General features: G+C 69.6%; 24 protein-coding genes. 18 read left to right on the top strand and 6 right to left on the bottom strand.

Features of this window, described 5'->3' with window-relative positions:
- Positions 1-46: 46 nt before the first annotated feature.
- The 3 genes from fbaA to KUTG_RS27545 form a co-directional block, all read right to left on the bottom strand.
- Positions 47-1078, bottom strand: coding sequence for a class II fructose-bisphosphate aldolase (gene fbaA, locus KUTG_RS27555; RefSeq protein ID WP_043720809.1), 1032 nt, complete (start codon positions 1076-1078; stop codon positions 47-49).
- 130 nt (positions 1079-1208) lie between these two features.
- The gene (locus KUTG_RS27550; protein ID WP_052395483.1) at positions 1209-2318 is read right to left on the bottom strand and encodes a GGDEF domain-containing protein; all 1110 of its coding nucleotides are present in this window, start codon (positions 2316-2318) and stop codon (positions 1209-1211) included.
- A 396-nt stretch (positions 2319-2714) separates the two neighbouring features.
- Entirely contained in the window at positions 2715-3947 is a 1233-nt protein-coding gene (locus KUTG_RS27545) for an MFS transporter (RefSeq protein ID WP_043720802.1), read from the bottom strand.
- Positions 3948-4515: 568 nt separating this feature from the next.
- Between KUTG_RS27545 and KUTG_RS27540 the strand changes: the two genes are divergently transcribed.
- The gene (locus tag KUTG_RS27540) at positions 4516-5409 is read left to right on the top strand and encodes an SDR family oxidoreductase (RefSeq protein WP_043730831.1); all 894 of its coding nucleotides are present in this window, start codon (positions 4516-4518) and stop codon (positions 5407-5409) included.
- Between the two features lie 3 nt (positions 5410-5412).
- Here the strand turns inward: KUTG_RS27540 and KUTG_RS27535 are convergent, their stop codons facing one another.
- Positions 5413-5694 (bottom strand): YciI family protein, encoded by a 282-nt coding sequence (locus KUTG_RS27535; RefSeq protein WP_043720800.1) that lies wholly within the window; start codon positions 5692-5694, stop codon positions 5413-5415.
- Positions 5695-5757: 63 nt separating this feature from the next.
- Between KUTG_RS27535 and KUTG_RS27530 the strand changes: the two genes are divergently transcribed.
- Together KUTG_RS27530 and KUTG_RS56650 are read left to right on the top strand one after the other, a co-directional pair.
- The gene (locus tag KUTG_RS27530) at positions 5758-6315 is read left to right on the top strand and encodes a SigE family RNA polymerase sigma factor (protein ID WP_043730829.1); all 558 of its coding nucleotides are present in this window, start codon (positions 5758-5760) and stop codon (positions 6313-6315) included.
- A gap of 42 nt (positions 6316-6357) precedes the next feature.
- A protein-coding gene (locus tag KUTG_RS56650) for an IS5 family transposase (RefSeq protein WP_198047272.1) occupies positions 6358-7232 on the top strand; the annotation gives its coding sequence in 2 pieces (ribosomal slippage) (positions 6358-6748 and positions 6748-7232; 876 coding nt in all).
- Between the two features lie 39 nt (positions 7233-7271).
- Here the strand turns inward: KUTG_RS56650 and KUTG_RS27515 are convergent.
- Complete coding sequence (locus tag KUTG_RS27515) at positions 7272-8036, bottom strand: DeoR/GlpR family DNA-binding transcription regulator (RefSeq protein WP_043720797.1); 765 nt, start codon at positions 8034-8036, stop codon at positions 7272-7274.
- Positions 8037-8091: 55 nt separating this feature from the next.
- On the opposite strand from KUTG_RS27515, the gene KUTG_RS27510 reads away from it, so the two are divergent.
- From KUTG_RS27510 to KUTG_RS27475, 8 genes are all read left to right on the top strand, one after another.
- Positions 8092-8994 carry an SIS domain-containing protein gene (locus KUTG_RS27510; RefSeq protein ID WP_052395481.1) on the top strand — a complete coding sequence of 301 codons (903 nt, stop codon included), beginning with the start codon at positions 8092-8094 and terminating at the stop codon, positions 8992-8994.
- A 15-nt stretch (positions 8995-9009) separates the two neighbouring features.
- The gene (locus tag KUTG_RS27505; RefSeq protein WP_043720792.1) at positions 9010-9957 is read left to right on the top strand and encodes an ROK family protein; all 948 of its coding nucleotides are present in this window, start codon (positions 9010-9012) and stop codon (positions 9955-9957) included.
- Positions 9958-10060: 103 nt separating this feature from the next.
- Positions 10061-11188, top strand: coding sequence for an N-acetylglucosamine-6-phosphate deacetylase (nagA, locus tag KUTG_RS27500; RefSeq protein ID WP_043720790.1), 1128 nt, complete (start codon positions 10061-10063; stop codon positions 11186-11188).
- Positions 11185-12021 carry a class II fructose-bisphosphate aldolase gene (locus KUTG_RS27495; protein WP_043720788.1) on the top strand — a complete coding sequence of 279 codons (837 nt, stop codon included), beginning with the start codon at positions 11185-11187 and terminating at the stop codon, positions 12019-12021. Before nagA ends, KUTG_RS27495 begins: the two co-directional genes overlap by 4 nt.
- 10 nt (positions 12022-12031) lie before the next feature.
- Positions 12032-12802 (top strand): hypothetical protein, encoded by a 771-nt coding sequence (locus tag KUTG_RS27490; protein WP_157494800.1) that lies wholly within the window; start codon positions 12032-12034, stop codon positions 12800-12802.
- A gap of 37 nt (positions 12803-12839) precedes the next feature.
- The gene (locus tag KUTG_RS27485) at positions 12840-13601 is read left to right on the top strand and encodes a DedA family protein (protein ID WP_043720783.1); all 762 of its coding nucleotides are present in this window, start codon (positions 12840-12842) and stop codon (positions 13599-13601) included.
- Between the two features lie 155 nt (positions 13602-13756).
- The gene (locus KUTG_RS27480) at positions 13757-15130 is read left to right on the top strand and encodes an FAD-dependent monooxygenase (RefSeq protein ID WP_043720781.1); all 1374 of its coding nucleotides are present in this window, start codon (positions 13757-13759) and stop codon (positions 15128-15130) included.
- On the top strand, positions 15106-15714 hold the full coding sequence (locus KUTG_RS27475; protein WP_043720779.1) for a TetR/AcrR family transcriptional regulator: 609 nt from the start codon (positions 15106-15108) through the stop codon (positions 15712-15714). The genes KUTG_RS27480 and KUTG_RS27475 overlap by 25 nt, the downstream gene beginning before the upstream one ends.
- Here KUTG_RS27475 and KUTG_RS27470 read toward each other — a convergent pair.
- Positions 15704-17086 carry an FAD-binding oxidoreductase gene (locus KUTG_RS27470; protein WP_043720778.1) on the bottom strand — a complete coding sequence of 461 codons (1383 nt, stop codon included), beginning with the start codon at positions 17084-17086 and terminating at the stop codon, positions 15704-15706. The two genes, KUTG_RS27475 and KUTG_RS27470, sit on opposite strands and share 11 nt — an antisense overlap.
- 135 nt (positions 17087-17221) lie before the next feature.
- Here KUTG_RS27470 and KUTG_RS27465 point away from each other — a divergent pair, with 135 nt between their 5' ends.
- The 7 genes from KUTG_RS27465 to KUTG_RS27435 all read left to right on the top strand — a co-directional run bounded on the left by KUTG_RS27465 (position 17222) and on the right by KUTG_RS27435 (position 23327).
- The gene (locus KUTG_RS27465; protein WP_043720775.1) at positions 17222-17719 is read left to right on the top strand and encodes a MarR family winged helix-turn-helix transcriptional regulator; all 498 of its coding nucleotides are present in this window, start codon (positions 17222-17224) and stop codon (positions 17717-17719) included.
- Complete coding sequence (locus KUTG_RS27460; protein WP_043720774.1) at positions 17716-18111, top strand: MFS transporter; 396 nt, start codon at positions 17716-17718, stop codon at positions 18109-18111. Before KUTG_RS27465 ends, KUTG_RS27460 begins: the two co-directional genes overlap by 4 nt.
- A gap of 561 nt (positions 18112-18672) precedes the next feature.
- The gene (locus tag KUTG_RS27455) at positions 18673-20634 is read left to right on the top strand and encodes an MFS transporter (RefSeq protein ID WP_052395479.1); all 1962 of its coding nucleotides are present in this window, start codon (positions 18673-18675) and stop codon (positions 20632-20634) included.
- 77 nt (positions 20635-20711) lie between these two features.
- Positions 20712-21374, top strand: a complete 663-nt coding sequence (locus KUTG_RS27450; protein ID WP_232240976.1) for a DedA family protein — start codon at positions 20712-20714, stop codon at positions 21372-21374.
- An 81-nt stretch (positions 21375-21455) separates the two neighbouring features.
- The gene (locus tag KUTG_RS27445) at positions 21456-21866 is read left to right on the top strand and encodes a hypothetical protein (RefSeq protein ID WP_043720773.1); all 411 of its coding nucleotides are present in this window, start codon (positions 21456-21458) and stop codon (positions 21864-21866) included.
- A 101-nt stretch (positions 21867-21967) separates the two neighbouring features.
- On the top strand, positions 21968-22885 hold the full coding sequence (locus KUTG_RS27440) for an SDR family oxidoreductase (protein WP_043730824.1): 918 nt from the start codon (positions 21968-21970) through the stop codon (positions 22883-22885).
- A gap of 28 nt (positions 22886-22913) precedes the next feature.
- On the top strand, positions 22914-23327 hold the full coding sequence (locus KUTG_RS27435; protein WP_043720771.1) for a MarR family winged helix-turn-helix transcriptional regulator: 414 nt from the start codon (positions 22914-22916) through the stop codon (positions 23325-23327).
- Position 23328 lies beyond the last annotated feature (1 nt).

Raw genomic sequence — 23328 nt, 5'->3', positions numbered from 1 at the left:
GTCCAGCGGCTGCTGGACGCGCTCGACGAGAGCTGAGAGTCCGGACTCAGCCGGCGATCATGCGACCGCTGGACTTGAGGTGCTCGGCGGCCTGCGCGATGCGGGCGGCCATGCCGACCTCGGCCGCCTTGAGGTAGCTGCGCGGGTCGTAGACCTTCTTGTTGCCGACCTCGCCGTCGATCTTCAGCATGCCGTCGTAGTTCTTGAAGAAGTGGTCGACGATCGGCCGGGTGAAGGCGTACTGGGTGTCGGTGTCGATGTTCATCTTCACCACGCCGTAGCTGACCGCCTCGGCGATCTCCTCCGGCAGCGAGCCCGAGCCGCCGTGGAAGACCAGGTCGAACGGCTTGGTGCCGGGCTTGCCCAGCTTCTCGGCCACCACGTCCTGGCCGGCCTTGAGCACCTCGGGGCGCAGCTTGACGTTGCCCGGCTTGTAGACGCCGTGCACGTTGCCGAAGGTGGCGGCCAGCAGGTAGCGGCCCTTCTCACCGGCGCCCAGCGCGGCCAGCGTCTTCAGGAAGTCCTCGTTGGAGGTGTAGAGCTTGTCGTTGATCTCGTTGGCGACGCCGTCCTCCTCGCCGCCGACGACGCCGATCTCCACCTCGAGAATGATGTTGGCCTTGGCCGCCTGGTCGAGCAGCTCGGCGGCGATCGTCAGGTTCTCGTCCAGCGGCACCGCGGAGCCGTCCCACATGTGCGACTGGAACAGCGGGTTCTCGCCGCGGGCCACGCGCTCCTGGCTGATGGCCAGCAGCGGGCGGACGAAGCCGTCCAGCTTGTCCTTGGGGCAGTGGTCGGTGTGCAGCGCGATGTTGACCGGGTACTTGGCCGCCACCACGTGCGCGTACTCGGCCAGCGCCGCCGCGCCGGTGACCATGTCCTTGACCTTGGTGCCGGACAGGAAGTCGGCGCCGCCGGTGGAGACCTGGACGATGCCGTCGCTCTCGGCCTCGGCGAAGCCGCGCAGCGCCGCGTTCAACGTCTCCGAGGAGGTCACGTTGATCGCCGGGTAGGCGAACTCGTTCGCCTTCGCCCGGTCCAGCATCTCGGCGTAGACCTCGGGGGTCGCGATAGGCATCGGTCGTCACTCCTCGGGATTTCGACGTTTTCGCGCACCATCCTACGAGGCGGCCGCCGGCGGCGAACCGCCGAGCGGACGCGCCCGCTGGAACGATACAGTCAGCGCCGCCCGAGCGACATGCCCGGTTTCAGGCCGCGACCGCCAGCACCGGTTTAGCCAGGGCCGTGCAGCTCACCACGCGATTTCGCCCGCTGTTCTTGGCCTGGTAGAGGGCGGCGTCGGCGGCTAGGAGCAGTGGTTCGATGTCGTCGCCGGCGTTGGGGAAGGTCGAAACTCCGATGGACGCGGACAGGTTCCGGATGATGGTCGTGCGCCCCTCCACCGGGGCTTCCACCGCGAGTTGTGTCACCGCGTGCCGGATACGCTCCGCCACGCCTACTCCGTCATCTTCGGACATGCCGGGTAGGAGAACCACGAATTCCTCGCCGCCGAAGCGGCCGACCGAGTCGTAGTCGCGCACCTCGGCGGAGATGGCGTCGGCGACCGCCTTGAGAACCGCGTCGCCGGCCACGTGGCCGTAGGTGTCGTTCACCTTCTTGAAATGGTCGAGATCGACCATCAGCAGGCCGAAGCCGTCATTCGCGCGCATCGCGCGGGAACGCTCACGGCTGGCCCGGTTGTGCCAGCCCTCGCTGTTGAACAGGCCCGTCTTGGCGTCCTTGGACGCCTTCTCCTCGACCTGCTTGAGCAGCACAGCGCGGTGCAGCATGAGCACCGGCGGCAGCGCCAGCACGACCAGCGCCGGGCTGTAGGACAGCGCGAAGGCCAGCAGCGCGCCGTAGAAGAGGGTGGAGATCTCCAGCATGTGCTTGGACGGGTCGCTGAAGCCCTTGCGCACGGTGACGCCGGGCGTGCCGTAGAGCAGCACGCGGGCGGCGATCATGGCGACGTCCAGGGCACTGAACGTGAGCAGCGCGGCCACCACGACCAGCACGGTCAGCGGGGCGACGGTCGCGCCGAACAGGTGTCCGGGGCCGCCGACCAGGTCGAGCAGCCGCGCCGCGGCCGCGCCGGCGATGATCATGACGCTGATGCCGAACACCCGCCGGTGCCAGCCGACGAACGGGTTGCGCCACTGGTAATGCGCGTAGACCACGGCGATCACCGCGGCCATCAGCGGCGTCGGCAACAGCAGCACGCCGGCGAACACCCAGACCGAGGCAAGATCGACGTGACCCTGCCCGGCGGCCGCGCGGCGCGCCTTTTCGATACCGCTCGCGAGTTCCGTGTGGGCCACGCCACAACCGGCAAGCACACTCGCAGTGACAATTTCCCCCGTTGTCACTGTCACATTGAGTGTCGATATCAGCACTATTAGTAGTGCCACCGCGTCTACTGCCAGCAAGTAACCGATCGCTCTCCGTGGCACCTGGAACAGTTGCCATCCGGAGAACATGGACCTCACGTAAGTGCTGGACATTGAGACCCCCTCGGGACGGTGGAACACGAATAGGCATCGGCGCTAGTCAGATGGCTGGCAAAGTGCGTAGCCGGAGTGCACACTGACGGCGGCGAAGCCCGCAATGCCGGCTCGGGAGGGGGTGCGTCAGATGACGGTGTCGCCGCCGAGAGGCTGGGAGCCCTCATAGAGCTCTTCTGCCATGGCGAGGCGGGCCGATTGCGATCGGCCCGCCTAGGCAGCATGACCGACCTCTTCAAGCCGGCTCCGCCGCCAGGCGACGGAGAGCCCGAGCCCGGCGAGCACTGCCGCCAGGCCCGCGATCGCGATGGTGCCGGCCGGCCCCATCCCGTCTGCCAGCACCCCCGCGAGCGCCACGGCCACGCCTTGCGCCGCGATCGCTCCCGAGGACATCAACCCGATCGCCTGCCCCCTGCCGACGACGGGTGTGCGCTGAATGAACGCGGGCGGCGCTACGACCATGTAGGACGCGGCCACCCCGGACAGCGCGAACAACACGCAGGAGACCACGAGATCGGGCTCCAGCGCACAGATGAACAGCGGCAGCCCCGACAGGGCCGCCAGCGGACCGATCAGCCGTAGCCGCTGCTCGGGCGGCACGCGCGTGATGATCAGCGCGCCGACGATGGCGCCGACCGGCGTGGCCGCGAGCAGCCAGCCCACATCCACCGGATTCGGCGTCGGCGTGTGTCCCAGGGCCGACAGGTAGGGCACGACGAGCCCCTCCGCCGCCACCGGCAGGCCGATCATCCAGATCATCAAGGCCAGCGTGCGCAGCTGCCGGTCGGCCCACACCAGTCGGGCTCCCCGGCGGGTCGATGTCCACAGCGACATCTGCTCACCGCCCGAGCCCACCGCCGGCCGCGGCCGCACGCCGAGCATGATCAGGGCCGCCGAGGCGGCGAAGCTCACCGCGTTGGCGGCCAGCGCGCCGTACGGCGTCAGCAGGGTGACCAGGAAACCGCCGCCGGCGAATCCGGCGACCTGCGAGATCTGGCCGACCACCGCCCGCAGGCTTTGCCCCACGGTGAGTTCGTCACCCGAAAGAACATCGGCCAACAGGGCTCCGCGCGCCGCATTCGACGGCGAACCGAGCAGCTGAGTGATGAAAAGCAGGGCAAAAAGCGCTATGAGCGAAACTCCCGGCACCGCCATGATCGCCATCAGCGCCGCGCGCGTGATATCGGCGGTCATCATGACGTTGCGCCGCGGATAACGGTCCGCGAGGCCGGCGAGCAGGGGCCCGAACAACGCCGGCAGCATGGTCAACGCGAAGGTCAGCGCGGCCAGTGCAGCGGAGCGTGTTCGATCGAACACAAGAAGTGACAATGCGACGCGGGCGATCTGATCGCCCGCGGTGGAAACGAGCTCGGCCAGCCACAAGGCCCGGAACTCGCCGTTGGCGAAAACGTCCCGGTACCTGGCAGCGCGCCCGGTCCCCTCCAACTTGCGCCCCTCGTCTCCCCCGTACCCCGCCCTCCCAGTAGCGGAGACAGTTCGTTTCCTGTCGTTTCGTCCGGTAGCCCGTCACCCCTGGCAGGCTCTTCCTCTCTCACCGTAGCCAGCGCTATCCCGTCAACCCAGCTCATTCAGATATCGATCGCATCATTCACAGTTGACTTTCCGTGATCGTACGGTCGCAGGGCCGATCCGGAAAGGGGTGACCGGCAGTTCGGGCCGAAGGGTCTGCCCCGGACGATCACGCCCGGCAGCGCGGGCTGGTTCAGGACTATGTTCGAATCGCGGTGAAGATCGGAACATCGGACCTTGACGGCCCCGCGGGAAGGGTTCGAACGGTTGAAGGGGAACCGGGAAACATCGTTCACCGACCCCCGACATATGTCGAGGCCGAGGGCGATTTTTTGCCACTTCCAACTTCCCTTCCGCACCCTCCGCCGACTCCCGCGCGCCCCGGCCGTTCGCCGTGCAGCGTATTGAACTCGCCAGTAGCTTACTGACGGTAGGTTGCGTTACGGTGCCCCTAGAGGCAGTCGGCGAGGAGGCGCGTGTGGGCATGAACACCATGGCCGGCAAGGTTGTGCTGATCACCGGCGCGGCCCGGGGCATCGGGGCCGAGACGGCGCGCCGCCTGGCGGCGCTCGGGGCCAAGGTCGCCCTGGTCGGGCTGGAAAAGGAGCTGCTGGCGGCGACGGCCGAGGAGTGCGGCCCGGACGCCGGCGCCTGGGAGGCCGACGTCACCGACTGGGAAGCCCTGGAAACCGCGGTCGGCGGCGTGATGGAGCGCTACGGGCGGATCGACGTGGTGATGGCCAACGCCGGCATCGCGCCCACCGGCTTCGTCCGCTCCATCGACCCGGCGGCGTTCGAGCGGACCATCGAGATCAACCTGCTCGGGGTGTGGCGGACCGTGCGCGTCTGCCTGCCCCACCTGATCGCCAGCCGCGGTTACTGCCTGGTGGTGTCCTCGCTGGCCGCCATCTCACACGCCCCCGGCATGGCCGCCTACGCAGCCAGCAAGGCCGGCGTCGACGCCTTCTCCGACAGCCTGCGGGCCGAGGTCCGCCATCTCGGCGTGGATGTGGGCACCGCGTACTTCTCCTGGATCGCCACCGACATGGTCACCAGCGCCGACCAGCACCCCGTGTTCGGCAAGATGCGCAGCCGCCTGCCCGGCCCGCTGGGCCGCACTTACCAGGTGTCCGACGTGGGCAAGGCCGTGGTCGCGGGCATCAACCGCCGGGCCAAGGCCATCCACGTGCCGGGCTGGGTCGGCGGCCTCAAGCTGTTCCGCGGCATCGTCAACCAGCTGTCGCTGCCGATCTCGGCGATGGGCGCGAAGGACGCCGACCAGGCCGCGCTGGAGGACATCAAGGTCCGTGGCGCGGAAGCCTCGCGGCCGGTCGGCCCGGGCGGCGCCGCCGGTTTCGAGAGCCGGCGCGCCCGGTAAAACTCAGTCCAGCCAGACGCCCAGGACCGGGGTCCAGGCGGTCACCTTGGTCGAGGCGATGACCTCGGCCGCCTTGTACGGGTCGTTGTCGAGCACCTTCTGCATCTCGGCCTCGTCGTCGACCTCGAAGACCAGCAGCCCGCCGTCGTCCGCCGTCCACGCCCCGGCGGCCAGCACCTTGCCCTGCTCGGCCAGTGCGCGCAGGTAGTCGCGGTGCTCCGGCCGGACGGCGTGCCGGCGGGGCACGTCCTCGATGTAGCTGTACTCGACGGCGTACTTGGGCACCGTTACCTCCCTTGTGAGCATTCGCCAATCAAACTAATGCACCGGTTGGGTATTCTCGCCGCCGTGGACGTGCAGCCGAACAGCGTTGAGCGGACCCTCTCCAGCCTCCGGGCGGTGGACGGCCCGGAACCTTCCACGGCTGCCCCGCTGACCTTGGAGGACCTCTACCGCCAGCACCGGATGCGGTTGGTCCGGTTGGCGATCCTGCTGGTGGACGAGCCGGCGACGGCCGAGGACGTGGTGCAGGAGGCCTTCACCGGCCTGCACCGCAACTGGGGCGGCCTGCGGGACGCCCAGGCGGCGGTCGGCTACCTGCGGACCGCGGTGGTCAACGGCAGCCGGTCGGTGCTGCGCCGCCGCAAGACCGCCCGCGACTACACCCCGCCGCACACCGCCAACGCCCGCTCGGCGGAGAGCCTGGCGATGCTGACGGCCGAGCACCAGGCCGTGGTCAACGCCCTGTCCAAGCTGCCGCCGCGCCAGCGTGAGGTGCTCGTGCTGCGCTACTACGGGGACCTGTCCGAGGCCGAGATCGCCGACGCCACCGGCATCTCCAAGGGCACCGTGAAGTCCACGGCCAGCCGCGCGCTGGACGCCCTGCAGAAGGCGATGGCCAACTAGGGCCTGTTTCAGAAGTTGATCTCGGTTTGAGATGATCTTCGGGTGGGTCGTGGTGATCTGACGAACGAGCAGTGGGCAAAGCTGGAACCCTTGCTACCCAAGGGCAAGAAGTCTGGACGCCCGCCCAAACACCCGAAACGGCAACTCATCAACGGGATCCGGTTCCGGGTGCGGACGGGTGTGCAGTGGCGAGACCTGCCGGACCGGTACGGGCCGTGGCAGACCGTGTATGGCCTGTTCCGACGCTGGCAGCGCGACGGGACTTGGAAACAGATCCTGACCCGGTTGCAGGCCGAGGCTGACGCGGCCGGGCTGATCACCTGGGATGTGAGCGTCGACTCCACTGTGGCTCGCGCGCACCAGCATGCCGCTGGCGCGCGTAAAAAGGGGCTGACCAGCGTGAATCTCCGGGTGGAGTCGACACCGAGCCGGATGACCATGGGATCGGCCGGTCCCGGGGCGGGCTGACCACGAAGGTGCACCTGGCGACCGAGCAGGGGCTGAAGCCGTTGTCGGTCGTGGTCACGGCCGGGCAGCGGGGTGACTCGCCGCAGTTCCAGACGGTGTTGGAGCGAATCAGGGTGCCCCGTCTGGGTCGGGGGCGGGCGCGGACGCGCCCGGATCGGGTCTTGGGGGACAAGGCGTACGGCTCCCGCGCCAATCGCTGCTACCTGCGGCGGCGGGGTGTTCGGTGCACGATTCCGGAGAAGGCGGACCAGATCCTCCATCGCAAGAACCGTGGTGCGCGTGGTGGTCGTCGGCCGGCGTTCGACAAGGAGATCTACAAGCGGCGGCATGCTGTGGAGTGCGGCATCAACCGACTCAAGCGGAACCGGGCCGTGGCCACTCGGTACGACAAGCTCGCTGTCCGGTATGAGGCCACGGTCGTTATCGCGGCGATCAACGAGTGGCTCTGACATCTGAAACAGGCCCTAGACCCCGAGCTGGACCAACTGCTAGACCAACTGCACGTCGATGCCGTGGTCGCGGAACTGCGCGACCACGGCATCGTCGGCTTCGGTGTCGGTGATCAGGCCGTCGACCTGCTCGATGGGGCAGATCCGCACGAAGGCCGAGCCGCCCAGCTTGGACGAGTCGGCCACCACCACGACACGCCCGGACCGCTCGGCCAACAGCCGGTTGATGGCGGCCTCGCCCTCGTTGCGGGCCGACGCGCCGAGCTTGGGGTCCACGTGGTCGACGCCGAGGAAGATCACGTCCAGCGTCAGCTCGTCGGGGATGAGCCGGGCCAGCGGCCCGATCAGCTCGTAGGACTGCGGCCGCACCACGCCGCCGGTGACGACCAGCTTGATCTGCTGCCGGACGGTCAGCTCGTTGGCGATGTTCAGCGCGTTGGTGACGATGGTCAGGTCCAGCTCGGACCGGGCGGCCAGGGCCCGCGCCACCTCGGTCGCGGTGGTGCCGCCGTTCAGCCCGACCACCGCCCCCTTCTCCACGAGCGCGGCCGCGGCGCGGGCGATGCGCAGCTTGGCGTCGGCGTGCCGGGCGGTCTTGTAGCGCAGCGGCAGGTCGTAGGACACGGCGTGGGCGACCGCACCGCCGCGGGTGCGGGTGAGCAGCTGCTGCTCGGCGAGGTGGTCGAGGTCGCGGCGGATGGTCGCGGCGGAGACCTGGAGCTCCTCGGCGATGTCGTCGACCTCCACCCGGCCCCGCTCGGCGAGCAGCTCCAGCAGGGCGGTGAGCCGCTCGTACCGATTCATCCACAGACCCCTTCATTGCGTGTTTGTGCACGAGTACCCTGTGTTTCGGACAGCTATGAGCAGTCGAGGGGGCACTGTGCACTTCGTCGAGACCGAGATCATCTCGCAGCCGGACTGCTGGCGGCGGGCCGTCACGCTGGCGCCCGACAGTCTGCCAGCGCCGGGCGAGCGCGTCGCGGTGATCGGGTGCGGCACGTCGTGGTTCGTCGCCCAGTCCTACGCCCAGCTACGGGAGGCCGCCGGCCAGGGGGAGACCGACGCCTTCGCCGCCTCCGAGTTCCCGTTCTCGCGGCGCTACGACCGGGTCGTGGCCATCACCCGCTCCGGCACGACCACCGAGGTGCTGGACGCGCTGGACCGGCTGCGCGGGCAGACGCCGACCCTTGCGCTGATCGGCGATCCGGACACGCCCATCGTCGACAAGGCGAACGAGCTGGTGGTGCTGGACTTCGCCGACGAGCGGTCGGTGGTGCAGACGCGGTTCGCCACGACCGCGCTGGCCCTGCTGCGTGCCAGCCTGGGCGAGGATCTCGGCCGGGCGATCGCCGACGTCGAACTGGCCGTCGTCGAGCCGCTGGACGAGGAGCTGTTCGACGTCGAGCAGTTCACGTTCCTGGGCCGCGGCTGGACCAACGGCCTGGCCCTGGAGGCCGGGCTGAAGATGCGCGAGGCGGCCGGGGCCTGGACCGAGGCCTACCCGGCCATGGAGTACCGGCACGGCCCGATCAGCATCACCGGCCCCAACCGGATGGCGTGGATGTTCGGGACCGCCCCCGAGGGGCTGCCCGAGCAGGTGGCCGCCACCGGTGGCCGGTTCCGCGCCGGCGACCGCGACCCGATGGCCGAACTCGTGACCGTTCAGCGACTGGCCGTGGCGATCGCCCTGGACCAGGGCCTCGACCCGGACCAGCCGCGGCATCTCACCCGCTCGGTTGTCTTGCGAGGTGTAGACCAATAATGCTTATCTCCGCTCGTGGCTCGCACTAGGTACGTGGTGGCCGTCGACGTCGGCGGCACGGACATGAAGGCCGCCCTGGTATCCGGCACGCCGACCGCGGCGACCGTGGTGACCAGCAGGCGCCGCGTCACCCCACGCGGTGAGGACGGCACGGGCACCGCGCATGCGGTGGTCAGCGCGATCGTCGAGCTGGTGGACGAGCTGCGCGGGGCCGTCGACCATCCCGTCGACGCCGTGGGCGTGGTCGTGCCGGGCGTGGTGGACGAGGCCGAGGGCATCGGCGTCTTCTCGGCCAATCTCGGCTGGCGGGACTTCCCGTTCCGGCTGCTGCTGGCCGAGCGGACCGGCCTGCCCGTGAGCTTCGGCCACGACGTGCGGGCCGGCGGGCTGGCCGAGCACCGGCTCGGCGCCGCCCGCGGCCTGACCGACGTCGTGATCATGCCCATCGGCACCGGCATCGCCGCCGCGCTGATGATCGGCGGCCGGCTGCACGTCCACGGCGGCGAGCTGGGGCACGTCGATGTCGGCCACGGCGAGCCGTGCGGCTGCGGGCAGCGCGGCTGTGTGGAGGCCGTGGCCTCCTCGGCGGCGATCGCCCGGCGCTACTCGGCCCGCACCGGCCAGCAGGTCGACCGGGCCTCGGTGGTGGCCGACCTGGTGCGGGCCGGCGATCCGGACGCCGTCGCCGTCTGGCACGACGCCGTCGACGCCCTGGCCAAGGGCATCCTGATCGCCGCCACGCTGCTCGGGCCGGAGGCCGTGGTGCTGGGCGGCGGCCTGGCACTGGCGGGTGATCTGCTCATCGAGCCGTTGCGCAAGCGGCTGGCGGAACTGATCGTGTTCCAACGGCAGCCCGATTTGCTGCTCGCCGCCCTCGGCGATGAGGCAGGCTGTCTGGGAGCCGCACTGATGGCTATTGATGCCGTGGACGCGCCGGCCTCTGGAGGTGAAGGACGGACATGACACGTCTTTTCAGTGGCATGGCCGTCCGAGCCGAAGAGGCCGGCCTCGTGGCGTCCACGGCCCCGCCCGGGACGGGCGGCATGGACACTGCCGTGGAGGGCTAGTGGGTGACCTGGTGCTTGCCGGCGGTCGGGTGCTCACACCCGACGGCGTGCTCGACCCCGGCTGGGTGTCGGTGGCGAACGGCCGGATCGACGCCGTCGGCGCCGGCAAGCGAGCCGATGCCACTGTCGACCTCGGCGGCAGCTGGCTGGTGCCGGGTTTTGTCGACGTGCACTGCCACGGCGGCGGCGGTCGGGCGTTCACCGGCCACGACCCGGGCCTGGCCATCGCGGCGCACCGCCGGCACGGCACCACCACCACGATCGCCAGCCTGGTGTCCCGGCCGATCAAGGAGCTGGCCCGGCAGATCGAAGAGCTCGGGGACCTGGTGCGCGGCGGGGACGTCGCCGGCATCCACCTGGAGGGCCCGTTCCTGTCGGCGGCCCGCTGCGGCGCGCACGACCCCCGGGTCCTGCGGCCACCGGACCTCGACTCCGTGCGCGCGCTGCTGGCGGCCGGCGAAGACACGATCAAGATGGTGACCATCGCGCCGGAGCTGGAGGGCGCGGTCGAGGCCACGAAACTGTTGGTGGACAACGGGGTCATCGTCGCGATCGGACACACCGACGCCTCCGAGGCGCAGGTCGTCCCGGCGGTGGACGCGGGCGCGTCGGTGGCCACGCACCTGTTCAACGGCATGCGGCCGCTGCACCACCGCGAGCCCGGCCCGATCGGCGCGCTGCTGGACGACGAGCGGGTCAGCGTCGAGCTGATCTGCGACCTCGTGCACCTGCACCCGACGGCCGTCCGGCTGGCCGCGCACCACGCCGGCCCGTCCCGGACGCTGCTGATCACGGATGCGATGGCCGCGGCCGGCATGGGCGACGGCGTCTACGACCTCGGCGGGCTGGAGGTCACCGTCCAGGACGGCGTGCCGACCCTGGCCGGCGGCTCGCTGGCCGGCAGCACCCTGACCATGGACCTGGCGTTCCGGAACTTCGTGCAGCAGTGCGGGTTGTCGATGGCCGAGGCCGTCGCCGCGACCGCCGGCCGTCCCGCGCAGCTGCTGGGTCTCGCCGACAACGTGGGCGCCGTCGCCGTCGGGTTGCGGGCCGATTTTGTCGTGCTGGACAACGAATTGCGGGTGCAGGACGTGTACCGCGGGGGTTCACGGGAGGACCGTTCGTGACGCTGACGCCGACCGGCGAGATCGTCGATGCCGCCGCCCTCGCGGGCCGGGGTGTCGGCGCGTTCAACGTGATCCAGCTGGAGCACGCCGAGGCGCTGGTCGCCGGGGCGGAGGCGGCCGGGGCGCCGGTCGTGGTGCAGATCAGCGAGAACGCCGTGCGCTATCACGGTTCGCTGGCCCCGATCGGGCTGGCGACGCTGGCCGTGGCCCGGCAGTCGTCGACCCGCGTGGCCGTGCACCTCGACCACGCGGAGAGCGCGGACCTGGTGGACGAGGCGGTGGCGTTGGGCTTCACCAGCGTCATGTTCGACGCGTCCAAACTGGACTACGCGGAGAACGTGCGCACGACCGCCGAGGTGGTCCGGCGCTGCCACGCCGCGGGCGTGCACGTGGAGGCGGAGCTCGGCGAGGTCGGCGGCAAGGACGGCGTGCACGCGCCCGGCGCCCGCACCGATCCGGACCAGGCCCGCGAGTTCGTCGAGGCGACCGGGGTCGATGCGCTGGCCGTCGCCGTCGGCAGCTCGCACGCGATGCTGACCCGGGACGCCGTCCTGGACTTCGAGCTGATCGGGCTGCTGCGGGACAAGGTCGGCGTGCCGCTCGTGCTGCACGGTTCCTCGGGTGTCGCCGACGCCGACCTCACCCGTGCGGTCGGCGCGGGGATGACGAAGATCAATATCGCCACCCATCTGAACACCGCGTTCACCGCCGCCGTTCGGGCCTATCTGGCCGACAATCCGCAGGTCGTGGACACCCGCAAGTACCTCGCCCCCGGTCGGGCCGCCGTCGCCGCCGAGGTGACCCGGCTGCTCGGCGTGCTCCGCAGCAACTAACGTGGTCGCCGTGAGCAAGTCCGACGACCCGGAGCGGCTGCTGGCGGAGGCCCTGCGGGCCCAGGCGGTGAGCACGCCGGTGACGATGCCGCCGCTGCCGGCCGTGCTGACCAAGGCCGCCGATCCGGCCCCGGAGCAGCCCGAAACCGCCGCCTCGGACGAGGCCGCCGCGGACGAGGCCCCTGATGACACGGCCGTCGAGGACGAGTCGCCGGAACAGGACGCCGCCGCGCCTGCGCAGCCGGTCGTCCCCGAGCAGCCGGTCGACTCCGAGCCGAGTGACTCCGAGTCGGGCGACTCCGAGCTGAGTGACTCCAAGCTGGGCGACGAGGCGTCCGCGGCCGCCGTGGCGGAGCCCAAGGCCAACCCGAAGCCGCCCGCCGGGTCCGGGGACGGCGCGTTCACCGAGGAGATGGTGCTGCGCGAGCTCAGCTCCGGCCCCATGACCGGCGAGCTGGCCACCATCCGCATCAACAACTCGCAGCACCAGTACGAGACCGAGCGGTTCTCGCCGCTGGAGAACCTGTACGGGCCGGTCGGCGCGGGTCCCGGCTTCGGGCTGATCTCCGGCAGCGAGGTCGGCAGCACCGTCGGGCCGCCGGTCGGCGAGTTCGACCACCTGCTGCCCGAGCTGCCGACCCGGGCCACGGCCACCAACGCCGTGCCGACGACCAGGATGCGCACCGAGCGCGGACAGGTGCCGGGCTGGCTGATCCTGCTGTTCGCGCTGGTGTTGGGGCTGGCCGGCGGGGCCGTGGCCGGGCTGCTGAGCATGCTGTAAATCGGACACTCAGCCAACACCTGTACCTTGGGGAATCGTGAACACCGCGTTCCTCGCGAGCACGACCACCACTGTCGCCCTGCCGGGTTGGCTCGACGCCAACACCATCCTGCAGGGCCTGGGCCCGTACGTCTTCGTCGGCGTGGCTCTGCTGATCTTCGCCGACTGCGGCATCCTGATCGGCTTCCTGATCCCGGGTGACACCCTGCTGTTCACCCTGGGCCTGCTGATCGCCCAGCACGTGGTGGACATGCCGATCTGGCTGGCCTGCGTGATCCTCTCGGTGTGCGCGGTCGTCGGCAACGTGACCGGCTACTACATCGGGGCCGCGATCGGCCCGAAGCTGTTCAGCAACCCCGATTCCAAGATCTTCAAGCGCAAGCACATCGAGCACACCCACGAGTTCTTCGAGAAGTACGGCGCCCGGGCCATCATCCTGGCCCGCTTCGTGCCCATCGTGCGCACGTTCATCACCGCCGTCGCCGGCATCAGCAAGATGGACCCGCGCAAGTACTTCACGTACTCCGCCCTCGGCGGCGTGCTGTGGGCCGTCGTCGTGCCGCTGCTCGGCTTCTTCCTGGGCCAGGTCCCGCTCGTGCACGACCACCTGGAGATCTTCCTGGTGGCCATCCCGGTGCTGTCGGTCATCCCGATCGTGTTCGAGGTGATCAAGGGCCGCCGCGAGCGCATCGCCCGCGAGGCCGCCGCGGCCGAGGCTCCGGCCCTGGACGCCACCCAGCAGTTCGACATGCGCGGCGAGGACATGGACGCCACCCAGCGCATCGACCGCATCCGCTGACGGGCTCCCTCTCCGCCACGTGAGTGGCTCCTGTGTGCCTCAGGTGTAAGTAAGCCACTCACGTAGCCCCAAGCCGCCCCCTCGACAGGGGCGGTTTCTTCTGCTCCAATTAGTAAACAGTGCTGTACTGTTTACTAATCCCTTGAGGAGCGGGCATGACGGTGCTGATCGCGGGCGCGGGCCCGACCGGACTGACGGCGGCCTGCGCGCTCATGCAGCGGGGAGTCCCGGTGCGGGTGCTGGACGCGGCCGAGGGCCCGGCGACGACGTCGCGGGCGCTGGGCCTGCAGCCACGCGGGGCGGAGGTGATCAACCGGGTCCGGGCGCTGGGCGACCTGCCGGAGCGGGGCATGAACATCGGCTTCGTCAAGGCGATGGCCGGCGGCAAGCCGGTGATGACGCTGCGGCTGGAGCACATGAGGGGCAAGGGGGCGCTGATCGGCCAGTCGGAGATCGAGAAGTCGTTGCGGGACCGGCTGTCCGAGCTGGGCGGCAAGGTGGAGTGGGGCCGGACGGTCACCGCCGTCGAGCAGGATGAGCACGAGGTCACCGTGCACGCCGGGGAGCCGATCCGCGGCGACTGGCTGCTGGGCTGCGACGGCTCGCACAGCGCGGTCCGCAAGCTGATGGCCATCGACTTCCCGGGAGTGCCGCTGGCGGAACGGTTCCTGCTGGCCGACGTGCACATGGACTGGCCGCTGGACCGCGGCGGCGTGACGACCTGGCTCAGCGACGGCGGCATGTTCGCGGCTTTTCCGTTGCCGGGCAAGGATCTCTGGCGGTTGCAGGCCGACCTGCCCGGCGCCGGCCCGGTCGACGTGGTGGCCGAGCTCCGGGCGCTGCTGCCGGCGCGGACCGGCCTGCGGGCCGATTTTCTCGGCTGCGACTGGACTTCCTCGTTCACCATCCACCGGCGGCTGGCCGAAACCTACCGCCGTGGCCGGGTTTTCCTGGCCGGCGACGCGGCCCACGTGCACAGCCCGTTCAGCGGCCAGGGCATGAACACCGGCGTCGGCGACGCCGAGAACCTGGCGTGGAAGCTGGGGATGGTGATCAACGGCCGGGCCGGCGAGCGGCTGCTCGACACCTATCAGGGGGAACGGCGGCGCGTCGCCGAGGAGGTGCTGAGCGGCACCAGCGCGCTGACGTCGTTCGCGCTGGGCCTCGGATTCTGGCGGCGCCTGCTGCGGGACACGGTCATCCTGCCGCTGCTGAATCTCCCGGCCGTGCAGAAGAAGATGTTCGGGCAGTGGAGCCAGCTCGCCCTCACCTACCGCCGCGGTCCGCTGGGCCCGCACGGGGACCGCGACCCGGAGATCGCCGAGCGGTGGACCGACGGTCGCTGGGTGCTGGTGGCGCCGGCCGAGAACGACCCGCACGTGGCCGTGGCCCGGCGCTTCCTCGGCGAGGACCTGCTCGTCGAGACCGGACCGGCGGTGAAGCTGGTACGCCCCGACGGCCACCTGGCTTGGCAGGGACGGCTGTCACCGGCAAGGCTGACCACGTGGCTGGAAAATCTGACGAGCTGAAGTCCGCGGGCCGGCCCCGCGACCCCGAGGCCGACGAGGCGATCCTGCGGGCGGCGCTGGAGCTGTTCGCGGAGCGCGGCGTGGACGGCACCAGCATCGAGCAGATCGCCAAGCGGGCCGGGGTGGCCCGGCTGACCGTCTACCGGCGCTGGTCGTCCAAGGAGGAGCTGCTGGCCCAGGCCATCGCCTACGGCCGCAACGCCCCCGACCTCACCGACGAGGAGTACGACACGCTGCCGTACCCAGAGGTGATGGCCCGGATGCTCGGCTCGATGGCCGACTCCATCGCCGACCGCAGGCTGGCCCCGCTGATGGCCCAGCTGATGGGCTCCACCTTCAGCCATCCCGAGCTGTTCGACGCCTTCTGGGCGGCGTCCGGGGCCAAGCGCCGCGACGGCGGGGTCCGCCTGGTGCGGCGGGCCATCCGCGAGGGCATGCTGCCGGCCGACGCCGACCCCGACGTGATCGTGGACATCATCATCGGCGCGGTGTTCTACCGAATGCTGGTGCCGCCCCGGCACGACGACGTCGGTGAGCACGTGCTCCGGGTGCTGCGCCAGGTCGGCTTCCGCCCTACTCCATAGCGAACATCGAGCCCGGGTTGAACAGGTTGCCCGGGTCGAGCGCCTGCTTGATGGAGCGGTGCACGGCCAGCCCGACCGGCCCGATCTCGCGGGCCAGCCACTCCCGCTTGATCTTGCCGATGCCGTGTTCGCCGGTCACCGTGCCGCCCAGACCGAGGCCCAGCTCCAGGATCTCGTCGAAGGCGACGCGGGCCCGGGCGAACTCCTCGGCGTCGGCCGGGTCGTAGACCAACGTCGGGTGCATGTTGCCGTCGCCGGCGTGCCCGACCACGGCCACCTTGACCCGGTTCCGCTCGCCGATGACCTGGCAGCCGGCGATGAGGTCGGCGATGGCGGTCCGCGGCACGCACACGTCGTCGGTCAGCCACGCGCCGTAGACCTCCAGCGCGGTCAGCACGGCCCGCCGGGCGGTGAGCAGCATCTTGCCCTCGGCCAGATCCGTCGTCACGTAGGTCATGTCCGCGCCGGCGGCCTGGCAGGCCAGTTCCACCTTCTCCAGCTCCAGCCGGGCCACCTCGCCGCCGGAGTCGGACTGGCACAGCAGCAGGGCCTCGCAGCCGGGCGGGCCGACCTCGGTCCGCAGGTGCTGCTCGACGGCCTTGATGGAGACGGCGTCCATGATCTCCATCAGCGACGGCACGGTGCCGCTGCGCACGATGCTCGTCACGGCGACGCCGGCCGCCGCGGTGGTGCTGAACGCCGCCACCAGCGTGGCCGGGGCCTGCGGCAGCGGCCGCAGCGACAGCACCGCCTTGGTGATCACGCCGAGCGTGCCCTCGCTGCCGATGAACAGCTTGGTCAGGTCGTAGCCGGCGACACCCTTGACCGTGCGCCGACCCGTCTTCAACAGCGTGCCGTCCGCGAGCACGACTTCCAGCCCCAGCACGGAGTCCGTGGTCACGCCGTATTTCACGCAGCACAGGCCGCCGGCGTTGGTGGACAGGTTGCCGCCGATGGAGCACCAGTCGTAGCTGGACGGGTCGGGCGGGTAGAACAGGCCGTGCTTCTCCACGGCGTCGCGCAGGTCCAGGTTGACCACGCCCGGCTCGACCACGGCCAGCCGGTTGTCCTGGTCGATCTCCAGGATGGCGTTCATGCGGGTGGTCACCAGCATCACGCAGCCGTCGATGGCGTTGGCCGCGCCCGACAGGCCGCTGCCCGCGCCGCGTGGCACGATCGGCACGCCGGCTTCGCCGCAGATGCGGACCACCGCCTGCACCTGCTCGACGTCCTCCGGGAACACCACGGCCAGCGGCCGCCCGACCGGGGCCAGCGGCATCATGTCCCGGCTGTAGGTGGCGGTGACATCCGGATCGACACGCACGGAGTCGGCGCCGAGCGCCTGCTGCAAGGCCTGAACGACAGCGTTCATGCACTTCACCGTAGTCACCCGGTCGAGTGTTGAGTTTCACAACCATTGGACTTGCCCACTACTCTGAACGAGCAGATGCTTGTACTATCCAACTGATTGGTTGGAGCAACCATCGATCTTCGAAGGAGGTAGGACATGGAGACGACCCAGGAGCGGCTGGACAACGCCGACCAGTTGGGCCTCCAGCTGGTCCGCTTCCTTCGGCTGCTGGATCGGGCCAGCCACCAGTTCACCGACAAGCCGCACGGCGTCGAGAAGGCCGGCTACATGCTGATGGCCCACCTGGTGATCAACGGCCCCAAGCGGACGAGCACGCTGGCCGAGGGGGTCCACTCGGACCCGTCCACGGTCAGCCGACAAGTGGCCCAGCTCGTCCGCGCCGGCCTCGTCGAGCGGCGTGCCGACCCGATGGACGGCCGCGCGTGCCTGCTGGCCGCCACCGAGGACGGCCGCCAGCTCTTCGACGACCTGCGCACCAAGCGCAACCAGCACCTCGACCAGATGCTCGCCACCTGGCCGCTGGACCGCCGTCAGCAGCTCGTGGAGCTGTTCGACGCGCTCAACACCGATATCGAGAACTACCGACCGCAGATGGCCACCGCGATCGCCGAGCAGCGAAAGGCAACACGATGACGAGCACGGCCGCTCCGGTGGCGGCGCCTACTTCCAAGGCAGAGCACGTCCCCGGCACCTTCACCCACCGCCAGATCCTCACCATCCTGTCCGGCCTCATGCTGGGCATGTTCCTGGCGGCGCTGGACCAGACCATCGTCTCCACCTCGATCAGGACCATCGCCGACCAGCTGCACGGCCTCGACCAGCAGGCCTGGGCCACCACGGCGTACCTGATCACCTCGACCATCGCGACGCCGCTGTACGGCAAGCTGTCCGACATGTACGGCCGCAAGCCGTTCTACCTGGCCGCGATCATCATCTTCGTGGTCGGCTCGCTGGCCTGCACCTTCTCCACCTCGATGTACGAGCTGGCCGCGTTCCGGGCCTTTCAGAGATTACGCAGGCTATAACGCTTTATAAACCAGTCATATGGGCCTTGCGCGGGAGTGGGTGGGCTAAACACATCTCAATATCTGCTAGTAAAGCATGTGACTCCAGCAACAATACTTACGCGTGGAACGGTTTGTTCATTCTTAAACAGGGGTGGAGCGGTATTATTCGTAAGGGAGTCTGTAGAAGTCCTTATTGATCCACGGTGGGACGTTTAAGATCATACTTAGGTTGCTTACCTCCTGGATAATACGTAAAACGACTGACCAATAGTGTCTTATAAACGATCTTGCAGATAGACTCGCTTATGTGGCTGAATGGTAAACGTGGGGCCGATCAATGGAATGCCTGCGGCAGTATAATAGCTGCGCGCTCGCGTTATTCACAGTTTTGGATTCAGAGCTCGGCCTTGGCCCGAGTACGGGTTAACCAAGAAAGCGACCATATGTACGGGGGGCGTCGATGCGCCTCTGACAAGACGGTTACTGTATCTGAATTTCAAGCAGTGTGCGCCACCGGGAAAGTCACGTTTTTCCGCACATCTACGGGGCCAGCCGCCGTTCGATACAATATAACGAAACGTGTATTCCAATCCGGTCACGTCCAACGCCAGCGTGAAGCGGCGCATCGACTGGCTGGGTTCGGCCTTCATCACCATCGGCCTCGTGCCGCTGCTGATCGTGGCCGAGCAGGGCCGCGAATGGGGCTGGACCTCGCAGAACGCCTGGATCTGCTACATCGTCGGCGCCCTGGGCCTGATCGCCTTCGTGGTCGCCGAGCACTACGCCAAGGACGACGCCCTGATCCCGCTGCGGCTGTTCCGCAGCTCGGTGTTCAGCCTGACCTCGGTCACCGGCGTGCTGGTCGGCGTGGCGATGTTCGGCGGGATCGCGATGATCCCGCAGTACCTGCAGATCGTGAAGGGCAACACCCCGACCCAGTCCGGCCTGCTGATGCTGCCGTTCGTGCTGTCGATGATGGTCGCCTCCCTCGGGTCCGGCATCATCACGTCCCGCACCGGCCGCTACAAGCTGTTCCCGGTCATCGGCACCGTGCTGCTCGGGGCGGGCGCCGTGCTGTTCGCCACCCAGCTGCACTGGGACACCAGCCTGGTCGAGGTCGACATCTACATGGCGATCTTCGGCATCGGGCTCGGCCTGTGCATGCAGACGCTGACCCTGGCCACCCAGAACGCGGTGCCGCCGCGGGACATGGGCGTGGCCACCTCGTCGGCGACCTTCTTCCGGTCCATGGGCGGCACCGTCGGCACCGCCGTCTTCCTGTCGCTGCTGTTCAGCACGGTCGGCGGCAAGATCGCCGACGCCTTCCAGGCCATCGTGCCGACGCAGGCGTTCCAGACCGCCATCCACACGCCGTCGGTCGTGCAGGACCCCAGCAACGCCATGCTGTTCGCCGCGCTCAAGGGCGGCAACGACGCGGGCGGGGCGCTGCAGGACTCGTCGTTCATCCAGAAGCTCAACCCGGCGATCCTGGCCCAGCCGTTCCAGGAGGGCTTCACGAACGCGATGCACATCGTGTTCATCGGCGCCGCGATCGTGGCCGCCGTGGCCTTCATCCTGACGGTCTTCACCAAGGAGGTGCCGCTGCGCACGCAGTCCGGCATCCAGGCGCAGGCCGCCGAGGAAGGCGGCATCGTGCTGACCACGGATGAGCCCGTGCCGGCGGCGGTCGCCAGCGCCACCGAGCCGTTCGACACCAACGGCAAGCACGCCATGAACGGCAATGGCAACGGAAACGGTCACACACACCTGGCCGGCACCCTGATCGGCACTCCGCTCACCGGCTTCGTGCGGCGGCCCGACGGCAGCCCGGTGCACTCCGCCGCGCTGACCGTGATCGACCTCAACGGCAAGCAGGTCGGGCGGACCGTCAGCGGGCAGGACGGCGGCTACGACCTGGCCGCCCCGGCCAACGGCACCTACGTGCTGATCGCGTCGGCCGGCTCGCACCAGCCGCAGGCCTCGACCGTCGTGGTCAACGGCGCCCCGGTCAGCTTCGACGTGGTGCTCACCGGCACCGCCGGCCTGGTCGGCGTCGTCTCGGCGCTCGGCGGCGCCCCGGTGGTCGAGGCCACCGTGACGCTGGCCGACGTCCGCGGCGAGGTCGTGGCCTCGCGGTCCACCGACGGCGGCGGCTCGTACCAGTTCGCCGAGCTGGTCGGCGGCGAGTACACCCTCGTCGTCAGCGCCGAGTCGTTCCGGCCCGCCGCCATGCCCGTCAGCATCGGCGACACCGGCACCACCCGGGCCGACGTCGAACTGGCCGGCGGCGCCACCCTGGCCGGCATCGCCCGCAACAACGCCGGCGACCCGCTGTCCGACGCCCGCGTGACCCTGGTCGCGCCGGACGGGCAGGTCGTCGCGGCCACCACCACCGGTGCGGACGGGCAGTACAACTTCGGTGATCTGTCCGAAGGGGACTACACGGTGATCGCCAGCGGCTACCCGCCGGTGGCCGCCGCGCTGCGTGTTTCCGCAGGTCAGGAAGCAGTTCACGACGTGCGGCTGGGCTACTCGGAGTAAAGGTCATCCGGTGCGGCGGCTGTCCCCTTCACACGGTTCGGGGACAGCCGCCGCACTGACGACATAGGGTGTCTGGCGTGCACCCGCACGAGATGGCCTTCGGTTCACTGGACGCCGTCGGCCCCGTAGTGCTGACGGTGATCGCCCTCGTGTGCATTTTCGTCGAGTGCGGCTTCCTGGTCGGCCTGCTGTTTCCCGGCGACTCCCTGCTGTTCACCGCCGGCATCTTCTTCGCCCAGCAGCACCAGGCCGGCCAGGCCTGGATCTTCGCCGGCCTGGCCTGGGCCGCCGGCGTCGGCGGCGGGCAGCTCGGCTACCTGTTCGCCCGCAGGACCGGGCACCGGTTCGTGGCCCGCCGCGACGGCAAGATCCTCAACAAGCGCAACCTGGAGCGGGCCCAGCGCCTGTTGGACGGGTGGGGCTTCTGGGCCGTCACCCTCGCGCGCATGGTGCCGTGGGTCCGCACCGTCGTGCCCACCATCGCCGGTGCCGCCGGGATGAACCCCGTGAAGTTCCTGCTGGCCTCCGTGGTCAGCACCGCCGCCTGGGTCGGCGTGTTCATGACCGTCGGCTACTTCGGCACCGGCCTGCTCGACCAGGTCCCGTGGCTCAAGACCGCCGCCCTGGTGATCGCCGTCGGCGTGGTCGTCACCACCACCGTCGTCGGGATCATCCACTACCGGCAGGACAGCCGTCGCCCCGTCGAGCCCGAGTCGATCACGGGCCACGTCGACGCCTGACGCCTTCTCACCGTGCGAGTGTCCACTTCGGACGCTAACTTCGGGTCGACCGCCCATGCACGTTCCGTCAGGAGGCGCAAGATGCTTCGGACCATGGCCACCCTCGCCACGCTGCTCACCGCCGCCGCACTGACGGCGCCGTCGGCCCCGGCCGAGGCCCCGTGTGGCCACGGCACCTTGAGCGGCGGCCAGCTCACCTGGTGCAAGGTCACCAACGGCTGGGGCCAGCTGGAGGCCTTCGCCCAGTGGGGCGGCAGCGACGACGGTGTCGCCGTCCAACTGCTCCGCAACGGCCAGCAGAACAACATGACCGTCTACCTCGACCAGGCCGACCACCCCAACCCCGCCCCCGGCCAGTGGGCCGGCTGGGTCGCCCGCGGCAAGGGCTTCGCCAACAAGACCTCCGGCCTGCGCGCCGGGCTCTGGTTCCGCGGCTGCGCCACCGACGACAACCAGCACTTCATGTGCACCGGCTGGACCAACTACCGGTAGCCCCTCGGCCGAGGACAGCCCCCTGCGCTGTCCTTGCACACTTCGAGTCTCGAAGCGTACCGTTGCTGGCACAGTTCGAGTCTCGAAGAGTGGAGTTCGCGATGCCTTGGCCTACGCCCTACCCGGTTCCCGACCAGACCGGCCGGCTGGCGATCGTCACCGGCGCCTCCAGTGGCACCGGGGCGGAGATCGCCCGTCGCCTGGCGATGGCCGGTGGCGAGGTCGTGCTGGCGGTGCGCGATGTCGTCAAGGGCGAGGGCGTTCGCGACCGGATCCTCGGGGAGGAACCGGCCGGGAAGCTGACCGTGGCTCACCTCGATCTGGCCGATCTGAACACCGTGCGGCCGTTCGCCGACCGGTTCGACCGTCCGATCGACCTCCTGGTCAACAACGCGGGCGTGTTGGCGCCGCCAAAGCGGATGGTCACCAAGGACGGCTTCGAGCTCCAGTTCGGCACCAACTTCCTCGGACCGTTCGCGCTGACCGTCGGCCTGCTGCCGCAACTGCTGCGGGCGGACCGGCCTCGGGTGGCGACGATGTCCAGCGCGGCGGCGGTGCAGGGACGGCTGGTCCTCGACGATCTCCAGTCGGAGCGCCGGTATTCGCCGTTCGGCGCGTACGGGACGTCCAAGTTGGCCGATCTGATCATGGCCAAACACCTGGCCCGGATCGCCGCGGCCCACCGCTGGCCGCTGCTGAGCGTGGTGGCACATCCCGGCTCCACCCGGACCAACCTCGACTCGGGCCGCGACCTCGGCCGGGATCGCCCGCGCACCAGGTGGTTCGACTGGCGGTCGCTGTTCCCGAAGATGGACGTCGCCGAGGGCGTCGAGCCGCTGCTCGTCGCCGCGACCAGCCCCGACGCCGTCAACGGCGAGTACTACGGTCCCTCCGGACGCTTCGAGGCCACCGGCGCGCCCACCATCGCCCGCCTGCCCGCCCGGGCCCGCGACATCGACCTGGCCGCGCGGCTCTGGGCCGCCGCCGAGTCCCTCACCGGCGCCACGCTACGGGCATAGAAGCCTTCGGCGCTCGTACCATGGGCCCATGCACAACCCGCCGTCGACCGCGCTCGAAGCCGTGTGGGAAACCATGATGGAGACCACCCACGCCGCCGATGCCGCCCTCGACCGCCTCGGCCTCACCCTCGCCACCGCCTACGCCCTCTGGGCCATCGACCCCGGTGAGGACCCGCCGACCATGGGCGTCATGGCCCAACGCCTGCGCTGCGCGGCCTCCAGCCTCACCTTCATCTCCGACCGCCTGGTGAAACTCGACTACGTCACCCGCACCGAGGACCCCACCAACCGCCGCTACCGCGTCCTCGCCCTCACCGACTCCGGCCGCTCCGCCCGCCGCGAGGTGATCGAGGCCCTCACCGCCGCCTCTCCCGTGTCGCGGCTCAGCGAATCGGACCAGCGGGCACTCGTGCGCCTGCTGAGCAAGGCCCTCGCCGGTTGAA

Source organism: Kutzneria sp. 744 (assembly GCF_000568255.1).
Classification (GTDB): domain Bacteria; phylum Actinomycetota; class Actinomycetes; order Mycobacteriales; family Pseudonocardiaceae; genus Kutzneria.
Note: the sequence above shows the minus strand (reverse complement) of the source record. Positions and strands in the feature narration are given on the sequence as shown.

Excerpts from the sequence above, each read along its gene's own strand:
- fbaA (WP_043720809.1), bottom strand. The coding sequence starts at position 1,078 with ATGCCTATCGCGACCCCCGAGGTCTACGCCGAGATGCTGGACCGGGCG.
- KUTG_RS27540 (WP_043730831.1), top strand. The coding sequence starts at position 4,516 with ATGAACACCATGGCCGGCAAGGTTGTGCTGATCACCGGCGCGGCCCGG.
- KUTG_RS27515 (WP_043720797.1), bottom strand. The coding sequence starts at position 8,036 with ATGAATCGGTACGAGCGGCTCACCGCCCTGCTGGAGCTGCTCGCCGAG.
- KUTG_RS27510 (WP_052395481.1), top strand. The coding sequence starts at position 8,092 with ATGAGCAGTCGAGGGGGCACTGTGCACTTCGTCGAGACCGAGATCATC.
- KUTG_RS27480 (WP_043720781.1), top strand. The coding sequence starts at position 13,757 with ATGACGGTGCTGATCGCGGGCGCGGGCCCGACCGGACTGACGGCGGCC.
- KUTG_RS27470 (WP_043720778.1), bottom strand. The coding sequence starts at position 17,086 with ATGAACGCTGTCGTTCAGGCCTTGCAGCAGGCGCTCGGCGCCGACTCC.
- KUTG_RS27465 (WP_043720775.1), top strand. The coding sequence starts at position 17,222 with ATGGAGACGACCCAGGAGCGGCTGGACAACGCCGACCAGTTGGGCCTC.
- KUTG_RS27460 (WP_043720774.1), top strand. The coding sequence starts at position 17,716 with ATGACGAGCACGGCCGCTCCGGTGGCGGCGCCTACTTCCAAGGCAGAG.
- KUTG_RS27445 (WP_043720773.1), top strand. The coding sequence starts at position 21,456 with ATGCTTCGGACCATGGCCACCCTCGCCACGCTGCTCACCGCCGCCGCA.
- KUTG_RS27440 (WP_043730824.1), top strand. The coding sequence starts at position 21,968 with ATGCCTTGGCCTACGCCCTACCCGGTTCCCGACCAGACCGGCCGGCTG.
- KUTG_RS27435 (WP_043720771.1), top strand. The coding sequence starts at position 22,914 with ATGCACAACCCGCCGTCGACCGCGCTCGAAGCCGTGTGGGAAACCATG.